Source organism: Cellulomonas sp. P5_C6, from assembly GCF_054049635.1.
In genome coordinates this window covers 1-17,994 of sequence record NZ_JBFULZ010000075.1, presented here as the reverse complement: position 1 = coordinate 17,994, position 17,994 = coordinate 1, and the positions used below count along the sequence as shown (strand labels likewise).

17 protein-coding genes are annotated in these 17,994 nt (G+C 74.6%); 8 read left to right on the top strand and 9 right to left on the bottom strand.

The genetic code is table 11. From position 1 onward, the window contains the following. Both ACXJKG_RS10670 and ACXJKG_RS10665 read left to right on the top strand, forming a co-directional pair. Positions 1-1,167, top strand: a 1,167-nt coding sequence (locus ACXJKG_RS10670; protein ID WP_456845736.1) for a cytochrome P450, incomplete at its 5' end; no start/stop codon positions are given. 43 nt (positions 1,168-1,210) lie between these two features. Then, a complete protein-coding gene (locus tag ACXJKG_RS10665) occupies positions 1,211-2,842 on the top strand; it encodes an LCP family glycopolymer transferase (RefSeq protein ID WP_456845735.1) in 1,632 nt (543 codons plus the stop codon). On the opposite strand, the gene ACXJKG_RS10660 is transcribed toward ACXJKG_RS10665, so the two are convergent. Together ACXJKG_RS10660 and ACXJKG_RS10655 are read right to left on the bottom strand one after the other, a co-directional pair. Continuing rightward, complete coding sequence (locus ACXJKG_RS10660; protein ID WP_456845734.1) at positions 2,839-3,813, bottom strand: NAD(P)-dependent alcohol dehydrogenase; 975 nt, start codon at positions 3,811-3,813, stop codon at positions 2,839-2,841. The genes ACXJKG_RS10665 and ACXJKG_RS10660 overlap by 4 nt on opposite strands. 60 nt (positions 3,814-3,873) lie before the next feature. After that, positions 3,874-4,557, bottom strand: coding sequence for a TetR/AcrR family transcriptional regulator (locus ACXJKG_RS10655; RefSeq protein WP_456845733.1), 684 nt, complete (start codon positions 4,555-4,557; stop codon positions 3,874-3,876). Between the two features lie 63 nt (positions 4,558-4,620). Here ACXJKG_RS10655 and ACXJKG_RS10650 point away from each other — a divergent pair, with 63 nt between their 5' ends. Further along, entirely contained in the window at positions 4,621-5,007 is a 387-nt protein-coding gene (locus ACXJKG_RS10650; RefSeq protein WP_456845732.1) for a hypothetical protein, read from the top strand. Here ACXJKG_RS10650 and ACXJKG_RS10645 read toward each other — a convergent pair. The 3 genes from ACXJKG_RS10645 to ACXJKG_RS10635 all read right to left on the bottom strand — a co-directional run bounded on the left by ACXJKG_RS10645 (position 5,004) and on the right by ACXJKG_RS10635 (position 8,729). Further along, a complete protein-coding gene (locus ACXJKG_RS10645) occupies positions 5,004-6,290 on the bottom strand; it encodes a M15 family metallopeptidase (protein WP_456845731.1) in 1,287 nt (428 codons plus the stop codon). The genes ACXJKG_RS10650 and ACXJKG_RS10645 overlap by 4 nt on opposite strands. Positions 6,291-6,457: 167 nt before the next feature. Then, positions 6,458-7,900, bottom strand: a complete 1,443-nt coding sequence (locus tag ACXJKG_RS10640) for an MATE family efflux transporter (RefSeq protein WP_456845730.1) — start codon at positions 7,898-7,900, stop codon at positions 6,458-6,460. Positions 7,901-8,087: 187 nt separating this feature from the next. Beyond that, complete coding sequence (locus ACXJKG_RS10635) at positions 8,088-8,729, bottom strand: TetR/AcrR family transcriptional regulator (RefSeq protein WP_456845729.1); 642 nt, start codon at positions 8,727-8,729, stop codon at positions 8,088-8,090. Between the two features lie 69 nt (positions 8,730-8,798). Between ACXJKG_RS10635 and ACXJKG_RS10630 the strand changes: the two genes are divergently transcribed. Both ACXJKG_RS10630 and ACXJKG_RS10625 read left to right on the top strand, forming a co-directional pair. Then, complete coding sequence (locus ACXJKG_RS10630) at positions 8,799-9,350, top strand: hypothetical protein (RefSeq protein WP_456845728.1); 552 nt, start codon at positions 8,799-8,801, stop codon at positions 9,348-9,350. Beyond that, positions 9,350-10,027, top strand: coding sequence for a DUF4386 domain-containing protein (locus ACXJKG_RS10625; RefSeq protein ID WP_456845727.1), 678 nt, complete (start codon positions 9,350-9,352; stop codon positions 10,025-10,027). Before ACXJKG_RS10630 ends, ACXJKG_RS10625 begins: the two co-directional genes overlap by 1 nt. On the opposite strand, the gene ACXJKG_RS10620 is transcribed toward ACXJKG_RS10625, so the two are convergent. The 3 genes from ACXJKG_RS10620 to ACXJKG_RS10610 all read right to left on the bottom strand — a co-directional run bounded on the left by ACXJKG_RS10620 (position 10,024) and on the right by ACXJKG_RS10610 (position 15,168). Further along, positions 10,024-12,537, bottom strand: a complete 2,514-nt coding sequence (locus ACXJKG_RS10620) for a glycoside hydrolase family 5 protein (protein ID WP_456845726.1) — start codon at positions 12,535-12,537, stop codon at positions 10,024-10,026. The genes ACXJKG_RS10625 and ACXJKG_RS10620 overlap by 4 nt on opposite strands. A gap of 69 nt (positions 12,538-12,606) precedes the next feature. Continuing rightward, positions 12,607-14,256: a M15 family metallopeptidase gene (locus ACXJKG_RS10615; protein ID WP_456845725.1), complete on the bottom strand. Its 1,650-nt coding sequence runs from the start codon at positions 14,254-14,256 to the stop codon at positions 12,607-12,609. 159 nt (positions 14,257-14,415) lie between these two features. After that, positions 14,416-15,168, bottom strand: coding sequence for a DinB family protein (locus ACXJKG_RS10610; RefSeq protein ID WP_456845724.1), 753 nt, complete (start codon positions 15,166-15,168; stop codon positions 14,416-14,418). Between the two features lie 175 nt (positions 15,169-15,343). On the opposite strand from ACXJKG_RS10610, the gene ACXJKG_RS10605 reads away from it, so the two are divergent. The 3 genes from ACXJKG_RS10605 to ACXJKG_RS10595 are packed head-to-tail and all read left to right on the top strand — an operon-like array spanning position 15,344 to position 17,523. After that, positions 15,344-15,943, top strand: coding sequence for a dihydrofolate reductase family protein (locus ACXJKG_RS10605; protein ID WP_456845723.1), 600 nt, complete (start codon positions 15,344-15,346; stop codon positions 15,941-15,943). Positions 15,944-15,967: 24 nt separating this feature from the next. After that, positions 15,968-16,297, top strand: coding sequence for a YciI family protein (locus ACXJKG_RS10600; protein ID WP_456845722.1), 330 nt, complete (start codon positions 15,968-15,970; stop codon positions 16,295-16,297). Next, a complete protein-coding gene (locus tag ACXJKG_RS10595) occupies positions 16,294-17,523 on the top strand; it encodes an RNA polymerase sigma factor (RefSeq protein WP_456845721.1) in 1,230 nt (409 codons plus the stop codon). Before ACXJKG_RS10600 ends, ACXJKG_RS10595 begins: the two co-directional genes overlap by 4 nt. Positions 17,524-17,528: 5 nt before the next feature. Here the strand turns inward: ACXJKG_RS10595 and ACXJKG_RS10590 are convergent. After that, positions 17,529-17,994, bottom strand: a 466-nt coding sequence (locus ACXJKG_RS10590; protein ID WP_456845720.1) for a MarR family transcriptional regulator, incomplete at its 5' end; no start/stop codon positions are given.

Sequence of the window (17,994 nt, the reverse complement as noted above, 5' to 3'; positions counted from 1 at the left end):
GCCGCCCTCGGCGCCCTGCGCGACCGCGAGCCCGTCAGCGCGCTGCGCCTGCCGCTCGGGCTGCGGGGCTGGCTCGTCGCCGGGTACGACGAGGCCCGCGCGGTGCTGGCGGACACCGACGCGTTCAGCAACGACTACGCCCACGTGGTCGGAGCCGTCGGCGCCTCGCCCGAKCGCGACCCKGGCGGCCTCGGGATGGCCGACGCCCCCGACCACACGCGCCTGCGCCGCCTGCTCACCCCCGAGTTCACGGCCCACCGTCTGGCCCGCCTCACGGACCGCATCGACGCGATCGTCGACGAGCAGCTCGACGCCATGGCCGCCGCGGCCTCCCGGGACGGCGTCGTCGACCTCGCCCAGCACCTCGCGTGGCCGGTCCCGACCCGGGTGATCACCGAGCTTCTGGGGGTCGACCCGGACGAGCACACCGCGCTGGCCGCCCTGAGCGCGGCCCGCTTCGACGCCACGGCGGGGGCGGGCGGGGCCCTCGGCGCCGTCTCGACGTCGGTCGACGCGCTGGTCGCGGTGGTGCAGCGGCAGCGGGCGCACCCGGGCGACGGCCTGCTCGGCCGGCTGGTGACGGAGCACGGGGACGAGCTCACGGACCGCGAGCTCGCCGGCATCACGGACGGGCTGCTCACCGGCGGGCTCGAGACCTCGGCGGCGATGCTGGCGCTCGGCACGGTGGTCCTCCTGCGCACGCCCGGAGCCCTGCACGCGGTCGGGGCGTCGGACGAGCAGGCGGTCCGCACCGTCGACGAGCTGCTGCGCTACCTCACCGTGGTCCAGGTCGCATTCCCCCGGTTCGCCCGGGCCGACGTGACGGTCGGCGGGCGCCGGATCCGGGCCGGCGACGTCGTGCTGGTGTCCCTCTCCCTGGCCGACCGCGACCCCCGAGTGCCGGGGCAGGCCGACCTGGACGACTTCGACCCGCGCCGCGCGATGCCCGCGCACCTGGCGTTCGGGTACGGCGTGCACCGGTGCGTCGGCGCGGAGCTGGCCCRGCTGGAGCTGCGGTCGGCCTACAGCCGGCTCGCGCGACGGTTCCCGGACCTGGTCCTCGCCGTCCCCGAGTCGGCCCTGGAGTACCGCCCGCTCTCCCTCGTGTTCGGCGTCGCGAGCGTCCCGGTCAGGCTCAGAACTGCCGATCCGGACATTTCCCCCTAACGCGGGCATAGCGCGCGGGGCCGACTGCCCCCACACTGGCCCGATGAGCCCGTCTGCGGCAGCACCGTCGACGGCACCCGCGCGCCTGTTCGACGTGCTGGTCGTCGGCACCACCAACGTCTGCCGCTCGCCCGCGGCCGAACGGCTGATCCGCGCGCGCCTGGGGCAGGACGGCGACCTGTCCGTGACGAGCGCCGGGACGCACGCCGCGCTCGGCGAGCCCGTCCCCGAGCCCCTGGACGAGCTGCTCGCCGCCGCCGGTGCGGGCGACGGCGGTCACGAGGCCCGGCTGCTCAGCACCGACGCGGTCGAGGCCGCCGACCTGGTCCTCACGGCGACGCGGTCCGAGCGCGCGGCGGTGCTCCGCCAGGTCCCCTCGGCGATGGGCCGGACGTTCACGCTGCGCGAGCTGGCGCGGGTGGCGGAGTCGATCGGTCCCGCGGCGCTGCCCGAGGGCGGCGACATGGCGACCCGGCTGTCGGAGCTGGTCCGGCTCGCGCCGCGGCACCGCGGCCCGACGGCCCCGGCGGTGGCCACGGACGACGACATCCTGGACCCCGCCGGGCAGGGCAGGGGCGCGTACCTGCGGTCGTTCGACCAGGTGCAGGCCGCCGTGGACAGCATCGTGCGGACCGTCCGGCCGGTCCCCGGCGAGGACGACCCGCCGCCGCCCGTGCGGTACGAGCCGCCGCCGGAGCCCCGTCACCGCGCCCGCAAGGTCGCGCTGGTCACGCTGGCGTCGTTCCTGGTCGTCCTGCTCGCCGCGTCCGCCGGCGCGCTGCTGATCGCCGGCCTGCTCGACAGCCGCGTCCAGCGCTTCGCCGACCCGTTCCAGGACCTGCCCACGCGTCCGCCGTCGTTCGTGCCGAAGCCCCCGACGTACGGGATCCCGGTCACCATCCTCGTGCTCGGGTCCACCGATGACCTGCAGACCGAGAAGACCGGGAGCTGGGCAGCCGCCGCCGAGCAGACCGACGTCGTGATGCTCGTGCACATCTCGGCCGACCGCGACTCCGCCCAGGTGGTCGCCATGCCGCCGGACCTCGGGGTCGAGGTGCCCGGCAAGGGCCCCGGCACGCTGCGCAGCGCGTTCGCCGCAGGCGGTCCACCCCTCGCGGTGCAGACGATCGAGCAGCTCACCAACGTGCGGCTGGACCACGTCGCGCTCACCGACTCCGAGACGTTCTCCCGCGTGACCGAGGCGCTCGGCGGGGTGGACCTCGACCTGCCGACGAACCTCGTCATCAACGGCCACGTGGCGGCCCAGGCGGGCGAGCGGCACCTCACCGGCGAGGAGGCCCTGGCCTGGGTCCGCGGCACGGGCGGCGACGACCTCGCGCGCTCGCAGCGCTCCGCGGCCTGGCTCCGCGCGATCCTCGACCGGTCGGGCGACAGCGACGTGCGGCACAACCCGATCACGTGGGTGCGCCTGCTCAGCGTCGTGTCCGGGTCGGTCGCGGTGGACGAGGGCTTCGACCGGGCCGAGATGGTGGGCCTGCTCACCAGCGTCCGCACCCTGGGCCCGGGCGAGGTCGAGGTGGTGGGGGTGCCGACGACCACGGCCGCCGCCGGCGCACCGTCCGCCCTCGTGCCCGACGCCACGCCCTTCGGCAGCCTGATGGACGCGCTGCGGACGGACACCCTCAGCGAGCACCTGGCCGAGGGCGCGCCCTAGACGGTCACGACCACCTTCGCGCGGGCGTGCTCCACCTCGAGGTAGCGCAGGCCGTCGGCGGCCGACGACAGGTCGAACGTCCGGTCGATGGCCGGGACGACGGTGCCCGCCTCCGCGAGCTCCCGCAGCGCGTCGAGGTGCACGGCGCCCGGCTCCGTCCGGAGCACGACGACCGTCTGCCGKAGGAAGGGCGCCAGCACCGTGCTCCGCACCAGCAGGCCGATGGGTCCCAGGAGCGTGCCACCCTCGAAGACGCCGCCGCCGGACAGGATCAGCGTCCCGGCCGGCGTCAGGGCGCGGCGCAGGTCGCGCAGGGACCGGTTGGCGACGAGGTCGAACAGGACGTCGTAGCGGCGCCCGGACCGCATCGGGTCCTCGCGCGTGTAGTCGACCACGTGGTCCGCACCCAGGGACCGCGCCAGCTCGACGTTGCGGGTGCTGCAGACGGCGGTGACCTCGGCGCCGAGCGCCTTCGCGATCTGCACGGCGAACGTGCCGACGCCGCCGGACGCCCCGTTGATCAGCACGGTCTGCCCGGGCCGGACCCGGCCCGAGAGGCCCTGCAGGGCGGTCGTCGCCGCCAGCGGCATGGCCGCCGCCTGCTCGAACGTCAGGTTCGCCGGCTTGCGGGCCACCAGCCGCTCGGGAGCGCACACGTACTCGGCGAGCGCGCCGTCGCACTCCCCGTACACCTCGTCGCCGGTCCGCAGGTCCGTCACCGCGGACCCGACGGCGTCGACGGTGCCGGCGAAGTCGGACCCGCGGATCGGCTCCTTCGGGGCGTGCCGGCCGAACTCGGCCGAGAGGCGGGCGATGTACGGGTCGCCGCGCATGAGGTGCCAGTCGCGCGCGTTCAGCGATGCCGCGCGCACCCGCACGCGGACCTCGTGATCGCGGGGCACCGGGTCGTCGACGTCCTGGAGCGTGAGCGTGTCGGCCGAGCCGTACCGGGTCTGGACGATCGCCTTCATCGGACCTCTCCCTTACGTCGTAAGGCTGTCCGACCAGCGTGGCTTACGTCGTAAGGTTGGTCAAGACCCGAGCCGGCGATCCAGGCCGTCGAGGAGCAGGTCCAGCCCGAACTCGAACTCGGTCCGGTCGTCGCACCAACCCAGCGTCGAGTCCGGGTCGTCGTGCGCGACCTCGCCCAGCATCGCCACGAGGGACGGCAGGTCGGCAGCGAGCTCGGGCGGCAGGGCAGCGGCGTCCCCGTCGCCCGGGTCGAACAGCTCCTGGGAGAACCCGAGTGCCCGGCTGCCCAGGGCGTGCAGCGCGTGGTGGATGAGGTCGTAGGAGAACCCGCCGTCGTGCAGCAGCCCGACCAGGCGGTCGTGGTAGCGCACCACCTCGAGGCTCATCGCGGTCCGGGTCGCCAGCAGGCGCGGCGCCCAGCGGTGCCGGAGCAGCACCTCGCGGGCGGTGAGGATCCGCTCGCGGACGGCGCACTTCCAGTCGTCCCGCGCGTCCAGCCGGTCGACGGCGTCGTTGATCTCCCGGGCCACCAGGTCGACCGCGCCGTCGAGCAGGGCGTCCTTGCTGGCGACGTGGTGGTACAACGACATCGCCTCGGCGCCGAGCTCGTCGCCGACGCGCCGCATGGTCACCGCCTCGATGCCGTGGGCGTCGGCGATGGCGACCGCCGTGAGGAGCACGCGCTCCCGACTCAGCGGCAGCCTCTGCTCAGGCGCCCGCGCCGGTTCGGCCGTCAACGACACCACCCCTCTCCTCCCCGGATCGTATGGCGCCGCCCGCCGTTCGCCGGTCGCTACGCTCGGTCGGTGCCGCACGAGGACTGGATCGAGCACCGCCGCCCGGGTGACCGCGAGCTGCTCGGGTGGATCCGCCCGGAGGGCGAGGGCTTCGTCGCCCTCGACGCGCTCGGGCGCGAGGTCACCGGCGCGGTCGACTGGCTCGAGGCCGAGGAGGCCCTCGACGAGCGCGGCCTGCACTGGCTGGCCGACCTGTGGCAGCTCGACCTGCCGGACGGCGGCCGCGAGCGTGTGCGCATCGTCGAGGTCACGCCCGAGCGCGTCGTCGTCAAGGTCGACGACTTCGGCGCGGTCGACGTCGTGACCCGGTCGTACGTCCTGCCGTTCCCGGCGCCGGACGCGCTGCGCCCGTTCGAGGGCGACGCCAAGACGCTCCCGGCCGGGCTCTCGGGCTAGGGAGCGGCCGTCGGCGCGGGGGACGCGGTCGGGCTGCTGGTCGGCGTCGGTGTCGGCGTCGGGGCCGGCGTCACGACCGGTGCCGGCGGCGCCGCCGGAGGTGCGCTGGGCTGCTCGACGGCGGGCTGGACGGGGACGGTCGGCGCCGGCGTGGTCGGCGCGACGCCGACGGTGATCGGCATCGACGTGCCCGTGCCGGCGTCGTCCGTGGTGCCGAACTCCCAGTGCCAGGGCTCGTGGGGGCCGCGACCGCCCTCGTCCATGTAGGTCGGGTGGTGCCAGCCGAACTGCATCGCGTTGGCCTTGAGCCAGGCGTACAGCTCCGAGCCGTACCCGTTCGCCTGGTCGAGGTCGATCGCCAGGCCCCAGCCGTGGTTGGACGTGCCAGGCACGGCGGCGAGCGTCCCCTTGGCCGCCCGGGTGCTCACCTGCTCCTCGAGCGTGCGGTACGAGCCCGTGATCTTCAGGTCGTGGCCGAAGGCCGCCCGGTAGGCCGCGTCCATCCGCCCCAGCGCCTCGGCGGCGTCGCACCGCAGGTGCTGGCTGGGGGCGAACGCGACCGGGCAGAGCACCTTGAGCGGGATGTTCCCGTTGGTGTAGCCGTCGGTGGACCGGGCCTGCTGCTCGACCTTGGCGACCGCCGCCTGGGCGGCCTCGTCGCCGGCCGCACCGGCCACGGCGAACTGCTGCGCCGCGAGCGTGACGCCGACGGCCGCGTCCCGGGCCTGGACGGCCGACACGGCCGCAGCGACGACGTCCCGGACCTCGGCGGCGGCGTGGGTGGCCCCGACGGCGGCGTCGAGGGCGGCGACCTGCGGGTCGGCGGCGACCAGCAGGCGGGACAGGGCGGCGTTCTGGGCCGACTGGTCCCCGAGGTCGAGGGCGACCAGCAGGACGTCGGTCTCGACGTCCGTGACCGCCTGCGCGGCGGTGGCGACGTCGCCGGCGGCCACCTCGTCGCGCGCGTCCTGGACCCGGGCGGGGAGCTGCTCGACGGTCAGCCCCGACGTGACCGGGACGACGACGGGGTCGTCCGGGTCGGTGCGGAACAGGGTCCGCGAGGCCGGCTTCGCGGTCTCCTCGAGCGGGTGGCCGACGAGGGCGACCGTCGCCGTCTCCACCGCCGCCACGCGGTCGCCCAGCTGCGCCAGCGCCTGCGGGGAGGTGCGGCCGAGCGCCTGCTGCGGGACCAGTGCCTCGGCGACGGACGCGGCCTGGGCGTCGTCGGCGGAGTGCGACGGATCGGCGGGCTGCACGGCGAGGACGACGGTGAGGAACGCCATCGACACGAGGACCGCGGCCGACTCGTACGCCCGCCGGCCCTCACGCGGGCGCGACGAATGACGACCCTGGGTCGTCCGTCGTGGTCCGAGCACTGGTGTCCTCCGCGATGCGTCGTCCGACGATCCCATCGCGACCCCGCGCCCGTCGACCCGCCAGAAGGGTGGGGTCAGGCCGACGGGACCCGCATCCGTCGCCGCGCGCCCCGCGCCGACGGCCCGCGACGCCGCACCCGGGTGATCCGCCTGGGCGTCGCCGGCGTCGCGGCGCCGCCCGTCACCGGCTGCGCCGCGAGACCCCGCTGCGCCATCGCGTACGCGGGCACGAGCAGGACGACCGCCCCGATCCACGCGAGCGGGTTGCCCCACACGACGCCCCCGTAGCCGTAGGCCGCGCCGAGCACCGCGGCCGCGCCGACCCGGCAGACCAGCTCGACCACGCCGGTCAGCGTGGGGATCATGGTCTGCCCGAGGCCCTGCAGCGCGCCGCGCAGCACGAACAGCACGCCCAGCACCACGTACAGCACGCCGTTGACCAGCAGGTAGTGCGCGGCCATCTCGACCACGCGGTCCTCGCCGTCGCCGACGAAGAGCCCGACGATCGTGGACCCGCCGGCGACCAGCACGACGCCTAGCACCAACGAGCCGACCACCGACATCCCCATGCCCTGCACGACGCCGCGGCGGATGCGGTCCGGACGGCCGCCGCCCAGGTTCTGCGCGACGAACATCGACACCGCGAGGCCCAGCGACGCCAGCAGCGCGACCGCGAGCCCGTCGACGCGGACGGCCGTCGTGTAGGCGGCGACGGCGTCGGGCCCGAGCTCGTTGAGGCGCACCTGCACGGCGAGCGTGCCGATCGCGATGATCGACGCCTGGAACCCCATGGGCAGGCCGAGCCGCAGGTGCCGGCGCAGGTCGACGCGGCTGACGCGCCAGTCCTCGCGGTGCACGTGCAGGACCGGGACCCGCCGCCGCACGAACGCGAGGCAGAGGGCGACGGACACCCCCTGCGACAGGACGGTCGACACTGCCGCACCGGCGACGCCCATKCCGAGCCCGGCGACGGCGACGACCACCAGCACGACGTTCAGGACGCAGCTGATGGTGAGGAAGACGAGGGGCGTCCGCGAGTCGCCGATGGCCCGGATGATCGCCGACAGGAAGTTGAAGAACATCATCGTGCCGGCGCCCAGGAAGCTGATGACGGCGAACGTCGTCGCCTCCGGGAGCAGCTCCTCGGGCGTCTTCAGCAGCCGCAGCGCCGGACCCGCGAGCAGCGGGGCCGCCACGGTGATCACCGCGCTCGTGGCCGCCGACAGCACCGTGCCGGCCGCGACCGACCGCCGCACCGCCGCGTGGTCCCCGGCACCGAACGCCTGCGCCAACGGGATCGCGAAGCCGTTGGTCATCCCCCACGCGAACCCGAGCAGCAGGAACAGCAGCGCGCCGGTGGCGCCGACGGCGGCGAGCGAGTCGACGCCGAGCACCCGGCCGACGACGACGGCGTCGGCCGCTTGGTAGAGCTGCTGGACGACGTTGCCGACGAGCAGCGGGACGGCGAACAGGAGGATGACGCGCCAGGGGCGTCCGGCGGTGAGGACCTTGGGCACAGCGAGACCTTGGGACTTGGTGGGGCGGGAGAACGTCGCGGTGGTCCGTCGTGCAGGGTCGCGCCGTGCGTCGATCGTATCGATACGATCCTGTCCGGATGAAACGATTTGATGCAGGTCACACGGGTGCGCCTGCACGTACCGGCAGGAATCGGAGGAGTCGGGCGCCGCGGGTGCGCGACGGCCGTCACCGAGCGGCGGCGACCCCCCGCAGCAGCGTCGCGAGCGCCTCGTCGTAGTGCTCGTCGYTGCCGTACGCGGCCAGGTCGGCGGCGACCGCCGCGGTGTGCGGGTACACGGCGGCGGGGATCGCGGCCAGGCCGGCGGCGAGCGCCTCCTGCGGGACGCGCGACCGGGCCGTCGAGAACGCGCACCACCCGTAGTTGAGCGCGAGCACGGCGCTGAAGAGCACCACCGCCGAGCTCCCCGTCACGCCGCCGCGGCGGACGATCCCCAGCGCGACCTCGCCGATCCGGGTGGCGTTGATGCCGGGGTTCGGGTGCGTGAACAGCGCCGGCACCGCCCACGGGTGCGCGTCGAGCACGGCCCGGTGCGCCTGCGCGAACGCCCCGAGGTCGGCCACCCAGTCGTCGGTCCGGGCGGGCGGGACGAACCGGCCGAGGACCCGGTCGAGCAGGGCGTCGACCAGCTCGTCCATCGTCGCGAAGTAGCGGTACAGCGACATCGGGGCCGCATCGAGCTCCGCCGCGATGGTCCGCACGGTCATCGCGTCGATCCCGCCGGCCGCGGCACGCTCGGCGGCCTCGAGGATCGCGTCGGGCGTCAGCGAGCCTCGGGCGCGACGGGTGCGGGGTGTTGACGACGTCATGGCGTACAGCGTACGTTATCGCCAAGCGTACTAAGTACGCGTTCACCGACGACACGAGAGCTGACCCCGATGACCACGACCCGCTGGCTGCTCCGGTGGCTCCCCACGTTCCTCGCGTTCCCGCTGGCGGGGCTGCTCGTGTCCGTCGGGCTCGGCCCGGTCGACTCCCCCGTCCGCGGCGCGCTCGCGGGGCTGGTGGCCGGCGCCGTGATCGGCACCGGGCAGTGGCTGGCGCTGCGGACCCGCGGCGTCTCGGCCCGATGGATCGCCGCGAGCGCGGTCGCGATGGCGCTCGGCACGGCCGTGTCGGCGGCGCTGACCGGGTCCGTGACGAGCGTCGGCGCCCTCGCGCTCACCGGGCTGATCACGGGCGCGCTGGTGGGCGTCGCGCAAGGGTTCGTCGTCGGTGCGATCCTCCCCTGGACGCTCGCCGTCGCCGGGTCGTGGGCCGTCGCCTGGGTCGTCACGGCGCAGGTGATCGTCGACGCCGAGAGCGGGTACGTCGTCTTCGGCTCGAGYGGCGCCGTCCTGGCGACGCTGATCACGGGCGTGGTCGCGCACCGGCTGCTGCCCGGCCGCGCCGCCTCGGTCCCCGCACCCGTCGACGCGGCGGCCCGGTGATGGCCACGCTCGTCGGCATCCTGCTGATCGCCCTGCCGGTCGCGTTCAACGTGGCGTTCGCCGCGCTGGCCAAGGCGTTCGACTACCCCGACATCCTGCGCCGTCCGACCGCCGAGATCCTCGAGCGGTTCCGCGCCGGCGGCTCGACGCTGGTGACCCTGTGGTGGGCGTTCGCCATGACCGCGCTGGCCTTCGCGCCGGTCGCCGTGCTGGTCTCCGACGTCCTCGACGGCAACCCGACCGTCCTGCGGCTCGCCGTCGTCGTCGGGGTGCTCGCCGGGCTCGTGCAGCTGCTCGGCCTGCTTCGCTGGCCGTTCCTGGTGCCGTACCTGGCGCGCACGAGCGTCGACGCCTCCCCCGCGCGGGCCGAGGCCGTCGACGTCGTGTTCCAGGCGTTCCACCGGTACCTCGGCGTGGCCGTCGGCGAGCACCTGGGGTACCTGCTGACCGGCGCCTGGAGCGTGCTGGTGGGCGTGGCGCTGGCGCAGGACTCGGTCGCGCCGGCGTGGCTCGGGGTCGTCGGCGTGGCCGTCGGCGCCCTGCTCATGATGTGCTCGCTGGAGTTCGTCGGCAGGTTCGAGCCCTCCGGCTGGAGGCTGGCCGGGACCCTGGTGCCGGTGGTCTACGTGGCGTGGTCGCTGTGGCTCGCAGGCGTGGGCGTGACGCTCCTGGTCTAGGCGCCGACCTCGACCGTGTACCGGCCGGACGCGCACCCGCTGATCCGCCAGCCGCCCGGCACCTCGTCCACCTGCGCGTCGGTCACGCCCGTGGTCGAGAGCTGCGGCTGCGCCTCGCCCGGCACCCAGACGTCGAGCACGCAGCTGGCGTCCTCGTCGTCGGCGGTCCCCGCAATCTTGAGGTCGCGCCCGCCCGGGCCGGACGTCAGAGAGTCGAGCCGACCGGGGACCGCCCGCGGGTAGGCCCGGCTCAGCGGCGTCGCGAAGCCCGCGGGCGGCGGGCTCAGCTTCCCCGTGGCGCAGTCGACGGAGACCAGGTTTCCCGACGACGTCGCGTCGTCCCCCGTCTCGGGCGAGCCGCAGCCCTGCCGCCACACCCAGAAGGCGCCGCCGATGCCGAGCTCGTTCTGCGCGGTCACGAACCGGTCGACCTTCGCGCCGTCCACGGCCGGGTCGCCGAACCAGCCCCACTCCCCCGCCCACAACGCGGCCCCGTAGGACGCGGCGGCGCGGGAGGAGACCGAGAGGTTGCGCTCGAGCGTCGCGATCGTCAGCCCGAGGCTCTGGTCCATCGAGATCGACTCGCTGTACGGGTGCGGCGCGAACACCAGCTGCCGGTCGTCGGTGAAGCCCGGCGGCGGGGTCACGTCGAACGCCAGGCCCGACCAGAGCACGCTCGGCTCGAAGAACACCAGGTGCGGGAACCCCCCGGCGTCCGTCTCGGCGGCGCGGATCGCGTCGATCGCCGCGTCGTAGTAGCGGCCGAGCAGCAGGCCGGAGCTGATCGGCGGGTTCGCGCCGATGCCGGGCTCGTTCAGGAGGTCGTACCCGGCCACCGCGGGCTCGTCGGCGAACGTCCGCGCGACCTCCGCCCACGTCGTGACGAGCTCGGTCTGGATCCCGTCCCGGTCGGTGTAGAAGTTGCCGAAGGCCGCGGCGACCGCGGGCGCGAGGTCGCGGGCCATGAACTGGCAGTGCAGCGCACCGTCGGTGATCGTGGCCCACGCGGGCGCCCCGTCCCACCCGGTCGTCGGCGACGTGCCGCCGGTGCACTCCTGGTCGGGAGCGGCCAGCGCGTTGCCCCAGGCGTCCTCGTGCATGTCGAGCACGACGTAGACGCCGTGCGCCTTCGCCGACGCCACCGCGTCCTGCACCTGCTGGAGGTAGTCCTGGTCGAGCTCGCCGCGGGTGGGCTCGAGCCGCGACCACGACATGCCGAGCCGGACGACGTCGAAGCCCATCGCGGCGATCTGCGCGAAGTCGTCGTCGGTCAGCTCTCCGGTGGCCGAGTTCTCGGGGTCGCGCAGGTAGTAGTCGATGAGCTGGTTCACGTTGAYGCCCCGCAGGATCACCTGCCGACCGGTCACGTCCCCGATCACGGGCAGCCCGCCAGCCTCCGTCGCGGGCAGCACCTGGAGCCGCTGGAGTCCGTCGGTGGCCGCCACGGGCTGCACCTCCTGCGGACCGGCCGAGGCCGGGGCGCTCACGACGAACGGCAGCACGAGCAGGAGCGCCACGGCGACGGCGACGAGCCGCCGCGGGCGCGTCAGCCGGGCCCGCCACCGCCACGTCGCGGCCGTGGCGGCTGCGCCGAGCAGGCCGACCGCGACGCCGTAGCCGATCCCGGTGGCGACGCCGACGAACGACGTGGCGATCCACCAGCTGTCCGAGCCCGCGCCGGTGAGGGCGCCGACGATCGCGGTGACCACCCCGAGGACCAGCCCGGCGACGACCGCCGCGAGCCAGACCGCGAGCGGCTGCTCGCCCAGCCGGCGCTGAGCCGTCCGGACCGCGAGCGTGAAGCTGCCGAGGAAGACGACCAGGCCCGCGAGGGTGCCGAGCAGCCCGGCGGCGGACGTCGGCGCCACGAGCGGCCCGGCGAAGGCGTAGCCGACGGGACCGCCACGCCACGACGTCGCCGCGAAGCCGACGGCGGCGACCGCCACGACGACGGCCATCACCGCGATCGGGAATGCCGAGGTCGAGCGCTGCTGGGCCGTCACGCTCCGCGGGCCGAGCCGGAACGCGAGGGCAGCTCCGGCCGCGACCAGCGGCCCCGCCACGACGAGCTTCAGACCCGCGAACCCGCTGGTCGCGAACGCGAACTGCAGCGCGGACCAGAACGAGAGGTGCGCACCGACCAGCGGCAGCGCCACGACCAGGCCGGTGACGGCAGCCGCGGTCGCCGCGGCTCCGACGGACGCCACCCAGGCGACGACGAACACCCAGCCGGCCGACACCGCCGACCGGGCCGCCAGGTACACGGGGACGGCGGTGGCGGCGAGGAGGACGGGCAGCCCGAGGACCAGGGGTGCCCAGCGGAACGCCCCGCCGGACCCGATCAGCGGCACCCCGTGACCGCCGACGGGCGCGAGCAGGCCCGACGGGTCGAGGACGGCCAGCGCCGCGACGAGCACGAGGGCGACAGCCGCCGCAGCGACGGACGCGCGGAGCTCAGGACGGGCGAGCGAGGACCGCCATCGGGAAGACTTCGTTGTCTGATCGGCCATGGTGATCGCGAAGGATAACGGCCGATCGTGAGAAATCCGGGCCGCCTCCACGAACGGCCCAACGCGCTGCTACGGGGTCGGCGCCGCCGTCGGCTCCGCGAGCTCGGTCGGGGTGGGCTCCGGGGTCGCGACCAGGGTCTCCGCAGGAGCGTCCGAGGGCGTCGGAGCCGGGGTCTCCGTGGGCGTCGGAGCCGGGGTGTCCGAGGGCGCCGGGGCCGGGGTCTCTGCGGGCGGCGCCGGGGCCGGGGTCTCTGCGGGCGGGTCCGAGGGCGCCGGCGCCGGAGTCTCGGTGGGCGCGTCCGACGGCGTGGGGGTCGGGGTCTCCGTCGGCGTGTCCGACGGCGCCGGCGTGTCCGAGGGGGTCGGCGTGGGCGTCTCCGAGGGCGTGGGCGTCGGCGTGTCCGAAGGCGTCGGCATGTCCGTCGGCGTCGGCGTCGGCTGCTCAGCGACGGGCGCGACCGGGACGACCGGCGTCGCGGCGTTCGGCTCCCCGTTCACGAGGATCGGCACCGACGTGCCGGTCCCGCGGTCGTCGGTGGTGCCGAACTCCCAGTGCCACGGCTCGTGCGGCCCGCGACCGCCCTCGTCCATGTAGGTCGGGTGGTGCCAGCCGTAGAGGACGGCGTTGGCCGAGAGCCAGGCATACTGCGCGGAGCGGTAGCTGTCGGCGCCGTCGCCCAGGTCGATGGCCAGGCCCCACCCGTGGTTCGAGGTGCCCGGCACGGCGGCGAGGCCCCCCTTGGCCGCCTTCGTCGTGATCTGCGCGGCCAGGCTGCGGTACGAGTCCGAGATGACGATGTCGTGCCCGAACGCGGCCTTGTACGCCTCGTTCATCCGCACCAGCGCGTCGGCGGCGTCGCACCGCAGGTGGTGCTGGGGCGCGAACGCGACCGCGCAGAGCACCTCGAGCGGGATGTTCCCGTTGGTGTAGCCGTCGGTGGACCGCGCCTGCTGGTCGGCCTTGGCGATGGCGGCCTTCGTGGCCTCGTCGGCGGTCAGCGCGGCCTGCTGGGCGGCCGCCGTGATGCCGGTCGCGGCATCCCGGGCCTGGACGGCCGCCGAGGCGGCGGCGACCACGTCCCGGGCGCTCGCGGCGGCGTGGGTCGCCCCGACCGCGGCGTCGAGGGCCGCGACGTTCGGGTCCGCGGCGACCAGCAGTCGCGCCAGGGCGGAGTTCTGGGCCGACTGGTCGGCCAGGTCGAGCGAGACCAGCAGCACGTCCGTCTCCACGCCGGTGACCGCCCGTGCGGCGGCGGCGACGTCCCCGCCGGCCACCTCCTGGCGGGCGTCCTGCACGCGGACCGGCAGCTGCTCGACGCTCAGCTCGGGGGCGGGCGCCGCCACGGCGACCACGTTCTCCACGAAGTCGGGTCGCAGGCGAGGCACCTGTGTCGGCGCCGGCTCCGCCGCGGCGACGGGCTCGCCGGTGAGCGTCACGGTCGCCGTCTCCACCGCCGTCACGCGCTCGTGCAGCCGGTCGATCGCCGACCGGACCGCCCGGCTCGTCGGCTCCGGCGGGACCTGCTTCTCGGTGGCCGGCACGGCGACCACCACCGGCTGCACGACGTCGGCCGAGTGGGACGGCAGGAAGGGGGCCGCAGCGAGCGCGGCGGTCAGCAGGGCGACCGTGGAGAGGACCGCGACGGGCTCGGGGACGCGACTCCGGGCGAGCGGGCGCGCGCGATGACGACCCTTGCTCCTGCGTCGAAGTGCGAGCACTGATGAACCCTCCGCGGTGCTTCGTCAGTCGACCATCTCACCGCCCCCGGCGTTCGTCGACCGGCGCAGGGGGCGAAAGACTGCGGCCGCCTGATCGACACTCGCCGACCAGGGCGAACGCCCGGTGAGGCGCGGGTGAACCCCGTCAGGCCGAGCCGCTCACGCCTCGGGAGTCGCCTCGATCAGGCCCAGGTCCCGCACGGCGAAGCGGTGGTGCTCCCACTCCTCCTCGAGGATCACGTGCAGGCACTTGAGCACACTCTCGGGGTACTCGGGGTTGTGCGGGTTCCGGCGCTCGGCCGCCAGCTCGTCCGGCGTGACGGTGGCGATGAAGTCCCGCACCATCGCGACGCGTCCGGCCCGCACCTCGAGGACCTCGGCGTACGTCGGCGTGCCGGCCGAGAACGCCGACGCGTCGGCGTCGAAGGTGACGTCCGGCAGGCCGATGGGGTCGAACGGCTGCTCGAGCTGCAGGATCGCCTTGCGGAACCAGATGTCCGTGGCCATGACCAGGTGGCGGAGGGTCTGCGCGAACGACCACTCGCCGGCCACGGACACGTCGACCGAACCCTGCGGCATCGCGGCGGCACGCTCGAGCGTCGCGTCCCACGTGCGCTGCAGCACGTCCCACGCCTCGAGGAGGCTGTCCGGATCCGGGGCGCGGCGCTCGGCCCGCCCGGGGAAGCGGCGGTTGAGCTCGGCCTCGACGAACGGCGCCACGTCCACCCCGTTGATCACGAAGGAGCTGTCCTCCTCGGTGATCCATGGCGCGTCGATGTCCGCGCCCGCCACGTCCACCCCGCGCATCACGATGCCGGACAGGTCGGACTCGACGAACCGGGCGCCGCGCAGGTTCGTGCCGACGAACTCCGCCCCCTGCAGCTGGTCGGACCGCGTGAAGGTTGCTGCCATGAGTGCTCCTCGCCGAGGCTCCGGTCTTCGCGAGTCCAGTGTTGTGGCGGCATCGGGGGCTGTCCACGCGAGAACCGGCCGCTCAGGTGCACCTGACCTGTCGGATCGCGGCATCCTCGTGCGTAGCAAGGGTGAGGGGCCGCCCGCCGAGGGTGCCCGGGAGGGGACGACGATCATGAGGCTGGTCACGAACACCCAGATCACCGTCGACGGCGTGATGCAGGGGAACGGCGGACGCAACCCCGTGCTCGACCCCGGGTTCGACCGGGCCGGCTGGGCGCTGCCGCTCGGAGACGAGGAGTCGACCGCCTACATCGGCGACTTCTACCAGCGGGCCGACGCGTTCCTGTTCGGCCGGCGCACCTACGAGCTGTTCGCCGGCTACTGGGGGGTGCGGGACGATCTCGACAACCCGTTCGTCGGCGCCCTGAGCTCCCGTCCGAAGTTCGTCGCCTCGCACACGCTCACCGACCCGCAGTGGGCGGGCACCACGGTGCTGTCCGGCGATCTCGAGGCGGCCGTCCGGTCGTTGAAGGCCACTCCCGGCGGCGAGCTGCAGGTGCACGGCAGCGGCCGGCTGATCCGCTGGCTGCTCGAGCACGAGCTGGTCGACGAGATGACGCTGGTGGTCTGCCCCGTGATCGTCGGCGCAGGCACGAGGCTGTTCCCCGAGACGGGCACGGACTTCGCCCTCGAGCTGGTGGAGTCGCGCCGTTTCCCGACAGGCATCACCGTGCAGTCCTACCGACCCGTCGGGCGCCCGCAGTACGCGTAATCACGATGTCCCTGGAGGTATGAGATGCAGTACCTGGTGTCCGTGATCGACCACCGGACCAACTCAGGCACGCCGGAGGAGGCGGTGGCGATCGACGACTTCAACGACCGCCTGCGGGCCGGTGGCCACTGGGTGTTCGCCGGCGGGTTGGCCGCGCCCGAGACGTCGACGGTCGTCGACGGCCGAGGGGACGAGCCGGTGTTCACCGACGGTCCCTTCCTCGAGTCGAAGGAGCACATCGCCGGCTTCTGGATCATCGACGCCCCCGACCTCGACGCCGCGCTCGCGCTCATGGCCGACGGGTCGAGGGCCTGCAACCGGCGCCTCGAGGTGCGACCGTTCCTGGTCGTGTGACCCCGACCGACGCGCACGCGGCGATCGTCCGGGCCCACCACGAGCAGTGGGCCCGGGTGGTGGCCGCGCTGGCCCGGCGCTTCGGACTCGACGTCGCCGAGGAGGCCGCGGCCGAGGCGTTCGCGACCGCGGTCGAGCGCTGGCCGGTCGACGGCGTCCCGCCCAACCCCGGTGGGTGGCTGACCCTGACCGCGACGCGCAAGGCGATCGACCGGATCCGCCGCGAGAACAGGCGCGACGACAAGCATCGGGAGGCGCTGTTGCTGGCCGACGACGTCCCGCCCGAGCCGCTCGGCGCCATCGACGACGACCGGCTCCGGCTGATCTTCACGTGCTGCCACCCGGCCCTCGCGATCGATGCACGGGTGGCGCTGACCCTGCGGATGGTCGGCGGCCTGACCGTGCCGGAGATCGCCCGCGGCTTCCTGGTGCAGGAGACCACGATGGGTCAGCGGATCACCCGGGCCAAGGCCAAGATCGCCGCGGCCCGCATCCCCTACCGCGTGCCGTCCACGCCGGACCTGCCGGCGCGCATCACCGGCGTGCTCGCGGTCCTGTTCCTCGTCTTCAACGAGGGCTACCTGGCCACCGGCCCCGACACCGACCCGGTCCGCCCCGACCTGACCGCGGAGGCGATCCGGCTGACGCGCCTGATCCGCACACTGCTCCCGCAGGACGGCGAGGCGGCCGGACTCCTGGCGCTGATGCTCCTGACCGAGGCGCGTCGGCCCGCCCGCGTCTCGGCGGACGGCGAGCTCGTCTCCCTGCGCGACCAGGACCGCGGGGTCTGGGACGACGCGCTGATCGACGAGGGCCACCGCCTGGTCCGCGAGCGCCTGGCCAGCGGGGCCGCCCCGGGCCGGTACCAGCTGCTGGCGGCGATCAACGCCGTGCACACCGACGCGCGCGACGCCGACGACACCGACTGGTCGCAGGTGGTCGCCCTCTACGACCAGCTCGTCCGGCTCGACCCCTCGCCGATCGTCGCCCTCAACCGGGCCATCGCGGTCGCCGAGCTCGACGGTCCCGAGGTGGCGCTGGAGCTGGTCGACGGCCTCGGCGACGCCCTGGACCGCTATCACGCCCTGCACGCCACCCGCGCCGAGCTGCTGCGCCGGCAGGGACGCGACGCGGAGTCGCGCGCGGCCTACGACCGGGCCATCGCGCTCGCGGGCAACACCGCGGAGACCGCGTACCTGTCGCGCCGTCGCGACGAGCTGGCGTAGCGGTCTCAGCCGCGCTCGGGCTTCGTGTAGAGGATCTCGCGGGCCTGCTCCGCGGCGCGGGCGATGCTCTCGCCGACGAAGTCCATGAAGCGGGCGACGTTCTCGAGGCGGACGGCGGCCGGGGTGTCCGGGCCGAGCACGCTGACGCCCTGCCGCGCGGTCTCGGCCAGCTCGGCGTTCGAGCGCGCGCTCGCGATCATCGACTGGTACCAGACCCCGGCGTCGGCCACGTAGCGCTCGCGACGGCGCTCGTCGCGCTCCCGCAGGACCAGGCCCTGGCTCTCGAGGAACGCGATCGCCTTGGAGATGGACGCCGGGCTGACCTGGAGGCGCTCGACCAGCTCGGACGCCGTCAGGCTGCCGGCGTCCGTGGTGTACAGGCAGGTCAGCACTCCCGCGGCGATCCGGGGCAGGCCCGAGCGCATGAGCAGCGTCGTGAACGTCTCCTCGTACTGCCGCACGGCCTCGGCG

Excerpts from the sequence above, each read along its gene's own strand:
- ACXJKG_RS10665 (WP_456845735.1), top strand. The coding sequence starts at position 1,211 with ATGAGCCCGTCTGCGGCAGCACCGTCGACGGCACCCGCGCGCCTGTTC.
- ACXJKG_RS10645 (WP_456845731.1), bottom strand. The coding sequence starts at position 6,290 with ATGGCGTTCCTCACCGTCGTCCTCGCCGTGCAGCCCGCCGATCCGTCG.
- ACXJKG_RS10625 (WP_456845727.1), top strand. The coding sequence starts at position 9,350 with ATGGCCACGCTCGTCGGCATCCTGCTGATCGCCCTGCCGGTCGCGTTC.
- ACXJKG_RS10610 (WP_456845724.1), bottom strand. The coding sequence starts at position 15,168 with ATGGCAGCAACCTTCACGCGGTCCGACCAGCTGCAGGGGGCGGAGTTC.
- ACXJKG_RS10605 (WP_456845723.1), top strand. The coding sequence starts at position 15,344 with ATGAGGCTGGTCACGAACACCCAGATCACCGTCGACGGCGTGATGCAG.
- ACXJKG_RS10600 (WP_456845722.1), top strand. The coding sequence starts at position 15,968 with ATGCAGTACCTGGTGTCCGTGATCGACCACCGGACCAACTCAGGCACG.